Origin of the sequence: Citrobacter sp. U14242 (genome assembly GCF_046555775.1) — a bacterium.
Taxonomy (GTDB): domain Bacteria; phylum Pseudomonadota; class Gammaproteobacteria; order Enterobacterales; family Enterobacteriaceae; genus Citrobacter.
In genome coordinates, this window is the sequence record NZ_JBKGLW010000012.1 from 112,185 (window position 1) to 124,648 (window position 12,464).

Below are 12,464 nucleotides of genomic sequence, written 5' to 3' on the forward strand. Positions count from 1 at the left end.
GCAAAGGAATTTAATCATGAACGGTGTAAACAACCGGACCGGAAAGCGCCTGTCCGGCGTCTCCCATTTGCGCCAGTCCGTCAGCGACATACTGACCACGCCCATCGGGAGCCGGGTTCTTGTCCGTGACTATGGCAGTGATCTGTTTTCGCTGGTGGATAACCCACGGGATGATTTGACCCGTCTACAAATAATCGCCGCGTCTGCGACCGCTCTGGCCCGGTGGGAGACGCGGCTGAAGGTAACCCGTGTGCTTGTCTCCTTTCCCGAAGGGGAGCCCGGCTGTGTACTGGATATCGAGGGGATCAACAAGGAAACCAATTTACCTGTCAGAACGGGAGACATAACGATTTATGGCAAGCAGCTATGACGTGATCAACCTGTCCGAACTGGACGTACCGGATGCCATTGTGGTACCGGATGCGACTGAAATCTTCACCCGGTGGCTGGCGCGCCTGCGGGAACTTGATGAGCAGTTTGATGCGCTGGTGGAATCCGATCCGACGTTTAAGCAGGGGGAGGTGAATGCCTATCAGCTGACGCTGGCTTTTCAGCGGGTTAATGATGCCGTGCGGGCAGTATTTCTCGCGAGTGCAAAAGAGGCTGACCTTGACCAGATAGGTGCCGCATTCAACGTTAAACGGCAGGTGATTAAGCCCGGCGATCCGTTTGCCGTTCCGCCTGTGGAGCCTGAACTGGAAGGTGATGCAGCATTTCGCGAACGTATCCAGCTTTCATGGGCACAGCTGAATACAGCAGGCGCACGTAACGCTTACCGCTTTCATGCAAAGTCTGCCGACACGGATGTGCTGGATGCCGATGCCTATGGGCCGGAAACCCATAACCGGCCCGGATATGTTGATGTCTATGTCCTGTCCCGTACCGGGGATGGGACGGCGGAGCAGCGCCTACTCGATAAGGTTAACAGCACGATGAATGCGGATGAAATCCGCCCGTTAACGGACTATGTGACAGTAAAAAGTGCCACGATTGCAAACTATGCTGTTACGGCGGAACTGGAAATTCCGGAAGGACCGGACGCCAGTACGGTGCTGAATAATGCCATTGATGTTTTGCGGTCATACACCACGCTTTCCCATCGGATTAAAACCGTCGTCCCGTTGTCCGCCATTTATGCATCTCTGCAGCAATCCGGTGTGGTCAGGGTAAGGCTGATTTCTCCGGTGGCAGATCTGGAAGCGGAAGCGGGTAAAGCGCCGTGGTGTACCGCCATTAATGTTACCCGCAGGGAGGTAAGCAGCAATGACGGCTAAGTTTCGATCCCTGCTGCCTCCTGGCGCATTTCATGAAGAGCGGGCGCAGGAGCAGGCCAGCGCGGAGCAAATCGCCACTCTCGATACCAATATGGTGCGCAAGTCCAAAAACCCTGATACCTGCCCGGCGCATCTTCTCCCCTGGCTGGCCTGGGAGCATGCTGTTGATTTCTGGGATGACAGCTGGACAGAGGCGCAAAAGCGGCAGGTGATAAAAGATGCCGCTTATGTTCATCAGCACAGGGGAACGGCCGGGGCGGTCCGCCGTTCTCTCGGGTCAGTGAACCTGCCCACGACCGTGGTTGAGTGGTGGGAAGACACCCCACGCGCTGCACCTTACACCTTCCGGATTGAAGTACAGAGCAGTGAAGGGGTCAGTGACGCTCTCTATCATCAGATCCGCCAGCTTACTGACCGTGCCAAGAACCTGCGCAGCTATCTGAGCAAAATTGATGTGATGGCGAATGTGGGTATGGACGGGGTTTTTTATATTTCGGGTGCGACAACAGCGCATATCGATGTGGACATTTTTGCCGGGGAATCTCATGGCTGATTACTACTCAATTATCACTAACCGGGGTAAAGAACTGGAGGCAGAGGCGCTTACCAGTGGTCGTCTGATTGCACTGACTCACTTTGTGGTGGGTGACAGTAATGGCAAACAGGTCAAGCCCGATCCGGCGCAAGTCCGGTTGATTAATGAAACTTACCGGGGATATATCGCTGATCTGGTTGTGTCACCGGAACAGTCCACGCAGTTAATGGCGAAAATCGTTCTGCCGACCGGGATTGGTGGATTTACCGTTCGTGAAGTTGGTTTAATGACGGATACCGGAGAACTTTACGCGGTGGCAAACTGCCCATCGATCGATAAACCTGTTGGTGGTGTCAGCGTAAATATGCAGTTTCGCCTGGCTGTATCAGATACCTCAAGCATCACGCTGAATGTTTCCACAGGAGATGGGTTATTTCTGCGTATAGACCAGAACCTGAAAGAGATAAAAGCGCGTGGCGCGGAAGCACAAAAAACATCGCGGGAGTCAATTGGTGTCGTTGATGGTTCTACACAACAAAAGGGACTGCTCCAGCTTAACAGTGCGGTGAACAGCACCAGTGAAACACAGTCGGCGACTCCGCTGGCTGTCAAAATCGCGATGGATAATGCGAATGCGCGACTGGAAAAAGACAGGAACGGCGCTGATATCCCTAATCCGGCTTTATTTGTCCAGAATATCGGTTTAAAGCCCACGGTTGATAAAGCAGCTAATGCCGTTGATAAAAACGGCGACACGATGACCGGAGGCTTGACGCTGGTCGAAAGCGATATCGTCCTTAAAACATCAAGTTCAGACAGCCCGCAGTACACAATTATTAACACCACAACGGGGGCATCTGTGAGTATGGATCTTATTGACAGAAGGTTCCGTATTTTTGGTGTTCCGTGGGGTGGTGGTCCTGTTAAGCAATTTATGTTCAATCTGGAATCTGGCGAGTTAAGTATTCCACAGGCTAATATAAAATTTGGTTCAGGTACAATCCAGGCCGATGCAAATATTTACGGAACCGCATGGGGAGAGAACGGTAATCCTGGCTGGATAAATATTTGGATAACTAATCGCATTAATGATGCAAAAAACTGGGTTAACCAAAACTTTGTTACTGGTGTGAAACGTGGTGCGCAGAGCAGTATGGTTATGGATGGCGGACTGGTGGAAGCACCTTCCGGCTGCGTCCTGACTGGCGGGAATGGAAACGAGAGCAATCAGGTCGGTATCGCTTTATATCGTCCTCTGCAAGTTTGGCGAAATGGTGGCTGGGTAACGATTGGTGATTAAAAATGAAATTAATTAATTTACAACGCTATATTCCTGACGAATTTTTTTTGGGTGATGATATTCAGTATTTTATCGATTCCACGGGAAAGGACTGGTATAAATCACTGCCAAAATTCACAAAGAAATACAGCCTGGCTATCGAAAATGATACGGGCGTTATTCGCAGCATTAGCGAAGATGCATCCCGGCTTTATCCCGGCGGTTTGACGGTTGTTGATGTTGACAGCATTCCTGATGGTTGTGACATTTTCGGCGGATGGGTATTTGACGGGGGAAAAGTTATTCCCCGGAAGTACACTGATGAAGAACTAAAACGGCAGGCAGAAGAAAAGAAAAAAACACTTAATGCCGAAGCAGAAGCCGCTATTGCACCGCTTTCCCGATCCGTAAAACTGGGGATGTCAACCGCTCAGGAGACATCACTGCTCACTGAATGGGAAAGATATTCCGTACTTCTGAGCAGGATTAATACCAGTAAGCCCCTGGAAATTGTCTGGCCGGACAAACCAGATCAACAGGGGCTTGATTGAGAATTCATCCGCTGCAACTTAATCAAAACAAAGTTGTATCGGATATTTAAGAACTTCATTCACTCACTAACCAGAACTCAGCTTCCTCAAACATTTCCTGAACAGTACGGCTTATCTGTTCTTTCTCATGCTTGCTGGCGTCAGTGTTGATCGCCGGCAGTGTCATCATCGGTTTTACCCGGACATCAGCATCCGGGAAAATCCGGTGAACCCTCTTAGTCAATTCGCCCAGAATGATGTCTTTTGCACCAGGCAGCCCATCAAAATTCCTTTTGTCATAAACGAGTTCCACAAACATGCTTTAGCTCCTCTTTACTGTATATAATGACAGTATATACTGTATGTATGAACAGTATCAATGCGAGTGAGTTTATTATGAAGTTTTATTCACCAGTCGAGTTACGTCAGATAGTTGCGCTTCCTTTATTCGGCGATTTGGTTCCATGCGGATTTCCTTCTCCAGCGCAGGATTATGTTGAGAAACGCATTGATCTCAATGAGTTGTTAGTGCAACACCCTAGCGCGACCTATTTCGTAAAATCATCTGGCGATTCCATGATCGGTGCGGGTATCGGTAATGGCGATTTGCTGGTCGTCGATCGATCAAGAAAGCCTGTGCATGGAGATATTGTGATTGCTGCCATTGATGGCGAGTTTACTGTTAAACGTCTGCAGTTAAAGCCGGTAGTTATGCTTATTCCTGAAAACAGTGCTTATGCTCCCATCAGGATAAACAGCGAAGATACGCTGGATATCTTTGGCGTTGTGACGTTTATCGTGAAAGCGGCAAGCTAAACATGTTTGCTCTGGTTGATGTGAACTCGTTTTATGCCAGTTGTGAGACTGCATTTCGGCCAGACCTGAAGGGACGGCCGGTTGTGGTTCTCTCAAACAACGATGGCTGTGTTATTGCCCGTAACGCTGAGGCCAAAACGATTGGTGTGAAAATGGGAGACCCATATTTCAGGCAAAAGGACTTATTCCGCCGATGTGGTGTTGTTTGCTTCAGCAGCAATTATGAACTGTATGCGGATATGTCCAGTAGGGTAATGGCCACACTGGAGGCATTGTCACCACGATGCGAAATTTATTCGATAGACGAGGCTTTCTGTGATCTTTCCGGCGTAAGGAATTGCCGCATTCTGGAGGATTTTGGGCGTGAGTTAAAAGATGCGGTTTATCAAAATACTGGCCTGGCGGTTGGTGTTGGCATTGCTCAGACAAAAACGCTGGCCAAGCTGGCAAATCACGCCGCAAAAAAATGGCAGAAAAAGACGGGTGGGGTGGTGGATTTATCTAACCTGGATCGCCAGCGCAGACTGATGGCTGCACTTCCGGTTGATGAAGTATGGGGAGTAGGACGCCGCATCAGCAAAAAGCTGGAGGCAATGGGGATTAAGACGGTTCTGGATCTGGCTGATACTGATATTCGTTTTATCCGGAAGCACTTCAATGTTGTCCTTGAGAGAACGGTACGCGAACTGCGCGGCGAACCCTGTCTTGAACTGGAGGAATTTGCACCTGTAAAGCAGGAAATTGTCTGTTCCAGATCATTCGGGGAACGTATTACGGATTATGACGCTATGCGGCAGGCCATCTGTAGCTATGCGTCGCGCGCCGCAGAAAAGTTACGTGGAGAGCATCAGTATTGCCGCTTCATATCTACTTTTGTCAAAACGTCACCCTTTGCGCTGAACGAACCGTACTACAGTAACAGCGCATCAGTGAAACTGCTCACGCCAACACAGGACAGCCGGGACATCATTACAGCAGCGACGCGAAGCTTGGATGCGATATGGAAAGACGGGCACAGATATCAGAAAGCCGGGGTAATGCTGGGGGACTTCTTCAGTCAGGGCATCGCCCAGTTGAATCTGTTCGATGATAATGCGCCTCGCCGGGGTAGTGAGAAGTTGATGGAAGTTCTGGATCATCTGAATGCAAAGGAAGGAAGGGGGGCGCTTTATTTCGCCGGACAAGGGATCCAGCAACAGTGGGCGATGAAGAGAGAGTTGTTGTCACCACGATATACGACTCGCTATGAGGATCTGATTCAGGTTAAGTAACAGGCTTAATTAAATCTGCTCCCTGATTATTCACATTCCCTACGGCACGCGTTACGGCATGCCATATAAATTTATCAGCTGGCACGGAACCGTCGGCTGCAATTTCCGCCGCTTCTTTCCCTCCAATGTCCTGTCTCATCCATTCGCGAGCAGCTTCTGGTGACAGTACCAGAGGCCGCCTGTCGTGAATATCTACCAGTCCTTTATCGGCAGCAGCTGTTACTATCAGGAATCCTTCAGCTTCATCTCCACGTTCGAATGGTGTGCTGCCGATCGCCGCCATAAAAATCGGCTGACCGTCTGCCCGGTGAATAAAGTAGGGTTGTTTCTGATAGCCTTCCTTTTTCCACTCAAACCATCCATCAGCAAAGCAAATTGCGCGGCCATGCTGCCAGAGTGGTTTAAACATTCTGCTGGTGGCCGCAGTTTCATACCGTGCGTTAATGAGCGGCGGTTTATCCCACCAACCGGGGGCGTATCCCCAGATAACTGGATCAAGATGCAACTGCTCATCACGTTCGCTCAGAAGCAGAACTTTTGTTCCTGGCGCTACGTTGAATCTTCCGATGGGTTCTGGATCGTATGGAATGTCGCGTTCTAATTCATTAGCGAGCAGGATAAGATAATCTTCACGCGTCATTGACTGTGCAAAGCGTCCACACATAGAAACCTCCAGCCATATGTCAGACTGAAAGTATAGGGCAGTAAGAAAAAGTGGTGCGCACCGTTAAAGATTTAAAAGGAGCTTGTAAGGTAAATCGGAATGATGGTTTTGTGAATTGATGAATTCCGAAAGTGAAAAGGTTACTTAATCATTGTGTGGTAGCGATCCGAGGCAACATTTGACGGGATTATTCCCCCGTAATTCCCCGTTGCTTCCCCGTTCAGAAAATAGGCATAAAAAAACCAGCCGTAAAGGCTGGTTCTTAAAGGAGTTTTTGGTCGGCACGAGAGGATTTTAACCTCCGACCCCCGACACCCCATGTTAGAGATAGCCATCCTCTAGAGCTAAACGGCGGCAGATGGTGTCGTAAAAGCTGACTATATCTTCTGCGGTTTTGGAAAGTTCAAAGGAATCAATTTGGGATACTGTAGCCTGGACTTTTCCTTCGTTTCCAACTGGATCGATTCGGGTCAAATTATCACAAAGGCTTTCGAATTGTTCACGAAGATCCTCGGGGATATCTTCAGAAGCTTTAATGTGATCGATACTAAAGATAAAAGCGTTGGACAATCGCTCCTTAATGTTGCCATCGCCAGCCAAAGTTAAAACTGCGGTATGGAATTTTTCCCAAGCATAACTTAATGACATTGCCTTCTCCTTATATCCTTTACATAAAAAAGCCCGCATAAGCGGGCTTTCATGTCACTAAAGAGCCGCGGCTCCTTTGCGTATCCTTTTTTGTCCCATCACCGTCTGGTCGGTGTCCTGCTGAGACTGCTAACTTCCTGTTTTTGCTAGTGCTGTCCTGGCACTGTCCAATCATGATTGGTGGAGCTGGCGGGAGTTGAACCCGCGTCCGAAATTCCTACATCCTCGGTACTACATGCTTAGTCAGTCTTTACATTCGCCTGGCACCTGCGGACAGACACGCCACTACCAGACTAGCCTGATTAGTTTTAACGCTTCAACCCCAGGCAGGGCATCCACGCGATCTCTTTTGGGTTTGACCTCTCTTTGATCCCCGTCTTAAGAGCGGAAGCTAGGGAGAGAGGGCTCAGAGCAGGTTATTAAGCTGCTAAAGCGTAGTTTTCGTCGTTTGCGACTATTTTTTTGCGGCTTTTTACGAGGCCAACCGCCCCTCGGCATGCACCTTGGGTTTCGCGAATCCCGTCGAATCCAGAATCAGCCCCAATGTGTTGTAGTAAGTATATCAGACTTGTGACACACGTGACCAGCCCCCACAACCCTTTAACCGCAAGGATTTACCGCTCGCGCAGTGCTTCTTTTGCACGATTAAATGGTTTGATTAAATAGTCGACGATGGTTTTTTCACCTGTTTTTATATCCACAGTGGCAATCATGCCCGGTACGATAGAAAAATGGCGTCCCAGCTTGTTCTGCAAAAAGTCCTGATGGGTACGTATAAAAACACGGTAGTAGAAGATCTCCGGCTTCACTTTGTCCTGAATGGTATCTGGGGAGATGGTTTCGACCACGCCCTCCAGCCCTCCGTAAATGGCGTAGTCATAGGCAGTAATCTTTACCAGTGCCCGCTGTCCAGGGTGGATAAACGCGATATCGCGCGGTGACAGGCGGGTTTCAATCAGCAAATGATCGTCTACCGGGACAATCTCCATCATTTCGCCGTTAGGGGGGATAACGCCGCCAATCGTGGTGACCTGAATATTTTTTACGATACCGCGCATCGGGGCGCGAACGGTCAGGCGGGTGACGGAATCTTCTCGACCTTTTAAGATGGCCGCCAGCATATCTACTTCGGCGTTGGCCTTCGACAGCGCTTCTCGCGCCTGCACGTAATATTGCGAGCGCAGGTCGGTTATTTTGAGTCCAAGATCGCTTTTTTGTCGTTGCAGGCGCAGCACTTCCACATGGCTGGCGGCACCGCTTTTCTCCAGCCGTTGGGTGATCGCCAGTTCTTTGTTCACGGATACCAGCGCATCCTGTAGTTCCACCATCGAATCGGCAAGCTGTGCCCGGCGACTTTTATATAACCGGGTTTCAGAGGCGATAAGTTCCGGCCAGGCCTGCAGCAAGCTGGGGAACGTTAGCTGCAAATCGTTGACTTCGGCATTCAGTCTGGCGCTTGATGCTAAAGATGCACGGTATCGGGCGGCACTTTCACCCACGTTGGATTCAGAACGCGTTGGGTCGAGGCGGGCGACAATCTGGTTGGCCTGAACTTTATCACCTTCGTGCACGCTGAGTTCGGCGAGGATCCCACCGTCAAGTGACTGCAATACCTGTTCGCGAGAGCTGGGGATGACTTTCCCACTGCCAGTAGAGACTTCATCCAGCTTACCGAAATACGCCCATCCCCCCAGGATGACAAAAAGCAGTGTGCTGAGCAGAATAATGCGACTGGCGCCGGAAAAACGGTATTCCTGGCGGATATCGAGATCGTCCATGGCGGCGTCATGCGGATTGGTTTTCATTTTTCCACTCCCGAGCGTGAGTCTGTGCAGGTGCCCGATTTGCATTTAGCGCCTGCGCTTTTGGGGCATCCATGACCAGCTGACCTTCTTTGAGCACCACCACGCGCTCGACCAGCTCCAGAACCGGAACGCGATGTGTGGCGACAATCAGTGTGCGGTTGCCCAGCCACTGGTTTAACCGTTGTATAAATTCCCGTTCGGTGTGTTCATCCAGCGAGGCACTGGGTTCGTCGAGCAGGACGATATTGGGCGAACGCAGTAACATTCTTGCGAGCAGAATCGACTGGCGCTGCCCGCCGGAAAGCCCATTACCGCCCTCCATAATGGGATGCGCCAGCCCTTTGGCGAGCTGTTTGACGAATGCAGACGCGCCACTGACTTCCAGCGCTTCGAATATCTGCGTGTCGCTGGCATGGGGTGCGCCGAGTGTCAGATTCTCGCGTAATGTACCGAAAAAAAGCCGAGCGTTCTGGCTGAGAAAGCCGATATTACGGCGTAAATCAGCCATATCAATTTGTGCCAGGCTTAGGTTATCGAGTCGGACATCACCCTGAATAATCTCTACGCCGCCCGCCATAGCCTGTAACAGGGTTGATTTACCCGCGCCGTTACGCCCGAGAATAGCAATCCGCTCCCCGGGCATCACTTCCAGACGCGAGATGCGTAACGGTACGCGCTGGTCGTCACTGTGATAGCGAAAGTGCGCATTTTCAAACAGATAGTGGCCACGGAAGATTTCCTGGTGTACCCGGTCTTCATCGTGCTGCGTCTCGGTGGGAAGTTGCATAATGCTGTCCAGCCCCATTTTGGCGGCTTTGACCTGCTGCCAGCGTGCCAGCACACCACACAGGTTAGCCATCGGGGCGATCATCCTTGATCCGAGCATCGAGGCGGCCACCACTGCCCCGGTGGTCATCGTGCCTTCAATCACCATGGGCGCACCGAACATAATGATGGCGGCGTAAACCAGGCTTTGTACCGACATCCCCCAGCCGATCAGCCCCTGGGTAAGCTTGCGTGTGCGTAGTCCGGACTCGCCAGTAATGCGGATATAGCTGTTCCATTGCTGTAAAAAGCGGTTCTCCGCCTGCATTAGCTTGATATCTTCCAGCCCCTGAACGCTTTCGACCAGCACCGCGTTGCGCAGAGTGGATTCATGTGCGGCCTGGTTAGCAAGCACCGCCAGTTTTTTCTGTAATAACAGCCCCGGCAGAATCATCAGAATGGCAGCGACTGGGGCTATCCACGCCAGCGGCGGAGCAATACACGCCAGGACAACAATAAACAGCAGGAAAAACGGCAGGTCGACGATGGTCGACAGGGTTGAGGAGGTGATCATCTCCCGGATCTGCTCCAGCTCGCGGAGCTGGGATATAAAGCTTCCGGTGGAGCGGGGGACGGCGCTGTTACGCAACCGCAGGGCGTGGCTGAACACGCGATCGGAAATACGCATGTCTGCGCGTTTACCGAGTCGATCCATAATGTGGGTACGTGCTTCGCGAAGCAAAAAGCCAAACAATACCGCGACCAGGACGCCGGTCGAGAGAACATAGAGAGTCGGATACGACTGGGCGGGGATCACCCGGTCGTAAACCTGCATTGAAAAAATTATTCCGGAGAGCGACAGGACGTTAATCAGAAACGCAGCAATCATAACGGGCAGGTAAGGGCGGATATCCTGCAAAACCAGCTCGCGTATCCAGTCGGGTTTAAAGCGCGAAATATAGCGATCAACCCGACTGTCTTTTAACGCCGATAACGGGCGCAGTGCGGTGATAGCATGGATTTCTGGCAGAAGCTCTGCCACCGCCAGCCGGTTGCGTTGTCCCTCGCCGGCAATGATAAAGACATCCAGTGTGTCTTCACCGTTGAAATGTTCTATCACCATGATTTGGCCGTCGTGCAGTTCTGCCACCACTGGCAAACGCCATTGGTTAAGTACCTGCTTTGCGGTGTCCAGTACATGAAAGGACAGTCCCGCCTGGCGCGCTAATTGCGTCAAAGCAAGGGTTTTGCTTTTCCCCTCGAACCATGGGGCGTTGGCCTGGATAGCGCCAGGCGAGCAAGTAAGGCGATAGTGTCTGGCAATGTGGGTAACGGCCTGCGCCCACTGGCTCAGGGCGGGTTCGCCAATCGCATCTTCAACAACCGTTTCGACGTCGCTCATAGCTGGATCTCCACCGATTGAATGCTGCGGTTATTTAAGGCGAACGCCTGGCGCAACGATCCGGTGTTGTAGAGGCAGTTCAGTTGTAGCTGGCGAAGCTGGCTTTGGGTCTGGAGTTCGGCAAAACGGGCCTGGTACACTTCCTGTTCGGCGTTAAGAACATCAAGTAATGGGCGTGAGCCGAGATCCAGATACTGCTGTTGATACAGTTCACGAGTGCGTTCGCTCAGCCGCTGCTGGCGGCGCAGGATCTGCAATGCAGTAGCGAGACTCATTGCCTGGCTGCGGGATTCCAGTAATTTCTGCCGTACTTCAAGTCGGGTGCGCTGAATAGAGTACTGTGCGGACTCTACCGCGTGGCTGGCGGCGTTGCGCCGGGCGGTGAGACCGCCGCCCTGATACAGCGGCATTTCGACTTTGACCCACGCGGAGTACTGCGTTTTGTCGAGCACCTCATGGCTGGGGTATTTGTCGTTGAGATAGTGTTGAACAGATGGCTCCAGGGAAATGGTTGGCGTCATCTGTGCGTTGGCGTAATCCAGATTGGCCTGTGCGACGTTCGCCTGCGCCCAGGCCGCCAGCACTGCAGGAACTAACTTATCCTCCGGTTTTACGACATCGCAACTGCTGTCCAGTTTTACCGGAAACTCATTGCTGATGCCGTTAAGTGAGCGCCAGCCGAGATAGCTCATCAATGTCGCTTTGCTACTGTCGAGATTGGCCTGATATTGCGCCAGCTGTGAACGAGCAGACTCAATACGCGCATCGGTTTGTACCACGTCAGACAGCGAGGTCGCCCCTTCATCATTACGTTCTCTGGTCAGCCGACCAATACCGTTTAGCGCGATCAGTTGCTCTTCGGCGGCATCCACCATCTGTTGCCATGTCTGAACCTGGACGAGAGCATTGGCGGTGGCGTGGGCGACAGTATCAATGCTGAGTAACACGTTTGCCTGTTGTTGTGCCGAACCGGCGGTTTCGGCGCGCACCTGGCTTGCGACTTTGCCGAAGTCATACAGCATTTGTGACACCGAAATGACCAGTGCAGGGCTGAAGCCATGGTCGGTGTAGGTATTGCTGTAGCCGTTGTTCATTCCGGCTGTAACTTGCGGATAATATTTCGCTTTCGCCACGTCTATCTGCTCATTTTGCGAGAGCAGTTTGCCAATGGATTCACGAATAGAAGGATGCCAGCTCACGGCGCGGCTCACCGCGTTGTTAAGTGTCAGACTTCCGGGAGCGGCAACGCTTAGCGGTAGATCGGCCACAGAGCCATCCAGAGAGGGAAGCATCTGACGGGTTGCCAGCCCTTCCGGCGTAATAATTTGCGGTTCATCTTCGGCATTCGCACGAACGGAACAGAGCGTTAATGCCAGCAGTACAGCGACAGGGGCGACATTTCTCATGGTTTATCCCTTGTAAAATAGGGCAGTGACGACTGTTATTGCCCCGGACGTCATGGCATCCGGGGCTGT

13 protein-coding genes and 1 other RNA gene are annotated in these 12,464 nt (G+C 51.5%); 7 read left to right on the top strand and 7 right to left on the bottom strand.

All coding sequences use genetic code 11. The features are described 5' to 3' along the window. Positions 1-16 precede the first annotated feature (16 nt). The 5 genes from ACLJXE_RS19690 to ACLJXE_RS19710 are packed head-to-tail and all read left to right on the top strand — an operon-like array spanning position 17 to position 3,639. Positions 17-370, top strand: coding sequence for a GPW/gp25 family protein (locus ACLJXE_RS19690; RefSeq protein WP_410751775.1), 354 nt, complete (start codon positions 17-19; stop codon positions 368-370). Continuing rightward, positions 354-1,274, top strand: coding sequence for a baseplate J/gp47 family protein (locus tag ACLJXE_RS19695; protein ID WP_410751776.1), 921 nt, complete (start codon positions 354-356; stop codon positions 1,272-1,274). Before ACLJXE_RS19690 ends, ACLJXE_RS19695 begins: the two co-directional genes overlap by 17 nt. After that, on the top strand, positions 1,264-1,827 hold the full coding sequence (locus ACLJXE_RS19700) for a phage tail protein I (RefSeq protein ID WP_410751777.1): 564 nt from the start codon (positions 1,264-1,266) through the stop codon (positions 1,825-1,827). Before ACLJXE_RS19695 ends, ACLJXE_RS19700 begins: the two co-directional genes overlap by 11 nt. Next, positions 1,820-3,109: a phage tail protein gene (locus ACLJXE_RS19705; RefSeq protein ID WP_410751778.1), complete on the top strand. Its 1,290-nt coding sequence runs from the start codon at positions 1,820-1,822 to the stop codon at positions 3,107-3,109. The genes ACLJXE_RS19700 and ACLJXE_RS19705 overlap by 8 nt, the downstream gene beginning before the upstream one ends. A gap of 2 nt (positions 3,110-3,111) precedes the next feature. After that, positions 3,112-3,639: a tail fiber assembly protein gene (locus tag ACLJXE_RS19710; RefSeq protein WP_410751779.1), complete on the top strand. Its 528-nt coding sequence runs from the start codon at positions 3,112-3,114 to the stop codon at positions 3,637-3,639. A 55-nt stretch (positions 3,640-3,694) separates the two neighbouring features. Here ACLJXE_RS19710 and ACLJXE_RS19715 read toward each other — a convergent pair whose 3' ends face one another. After that, on the bottom strand, positions 3,695-3,937 hold the full coding sequence (locus ACLJXE_RS19715) for a DinI-like family protein (protein ID WP_000497431.1): 243 nt from the start codon (positions 3,935-3,937) through the stop codon (positions 3,695-3,697). Positions 3,938-4,014: 77 nt separating this feature from the next. Here ACLJXE_RS19715 and ACLJXE_RS19720 point away from each other — a divergent pair, with 77 nt between their 5' ends. Both ACLJXE_RS19720 and ACLJXE_RS19725 read left to right on the top strand, forming a co-directional pair. Next, positions 4,015-4,434 (top strand): translesion error-prone DNA polymerase V autoproteolytic subunit, encoded by a 420-nt coding sequence (locus tag ACLJXE_RS19720; protein ID WP_286575043.1) that lies wholly within the window; start codon positions 4,015-4,017, stop codon positions 4,432-4,434. A 2-nt stretch (positions 4,435-4,436) separates the two neighbouring features. Then, positions 4,437-5,705: a Y-family DNA polymerase gene (locus tag ACLJXE_RS19725; protein WP_410751780.1), complete on the top strand. Its 1,269-nt coding sequence runs from the start codon at positions 4,437-4,439 to the stop codon at positions 5,703-5,705. Here the strand turns inward: ACLJXE_RS19725 and ACLJXE_RS19730 are convergent. The 6 genes from ACLJXE_RS19730 to ACLJXE_RS19755 form a co-directional block, all read right to left on the bottom strand. Continuing rightward, entirely contained in the window at positions 5,698-6,369 is a 672-nt protein-coding gene (locus ACLJXE_RS19730) for an SOS response-associated peptidase (RefSeq protein WP_410751781.1), read from the bottom strand. The genes ACLJXE_RS19725 and ACLJXE_RS19730 overlap by 8 nt on opposite strands. 321 nt (positions 6,370-6,690) lie before the next feature. After that, positions 6,691-7,017 carry a hypothetical protein gene (locus ACLJXE_RS19735; protein WP_410751782.1) on the bottom strand — a complete coding sequence of 109 codons (327 nt, stop codon included), beginning with the start codon at positions 7,015-7,017 and terminating at the stop codon, positions 6,691-6,693. 178 nt (positions 7,018-7,195) lie between these two features. Then, positions 7,196-7,559, bottom strand: a transfer-messenger RNA (tmRNA) gene (gene ssrA, locus ACLJXE_RS19740). A 72-nt stretch (positions 7,560-7,631) separates the two neighbouring features. Further along, on the bottom strand, positions 7,632-8,795 hold the full coding sequence (locus tag ACLJXE_RS19745) for an HlyD family efflux transporter periplasmic adaptor subunit (RefSeq protein WP_410751799.1): 1,164 nt from the start codon (positions 8,793-8,795) through the stop codon (positions 7,632-7,634). Between the two features lie 7 nt (positions 8,796-8,802). Then, complete coding sequence (locus ACLJXE_RS19750) at positions 8,803-10,989, bottom strand: type I secretion system permease/ATPase (protein WP_410751783.1); 2,187 nt, start codon at positions 10,987-10,989, stop codon at positions 8,803-8,805. Continuing rightward, entirely contained in the window at positions 10,986-12,395 is a 1,410-nt protein-coding gene (locus tag ACLJXE_RS19755; protein ID WP_410751784.1) for a TolC family outer membrane protein, read from the bottom strand. Before ACLJXE_RS19755 ends, ACLJXE_RS19750 begins: the two co-directional genes overlap by 4 nt. Positions 12,396-12,464: the final 69 nt, after the last annotated feature.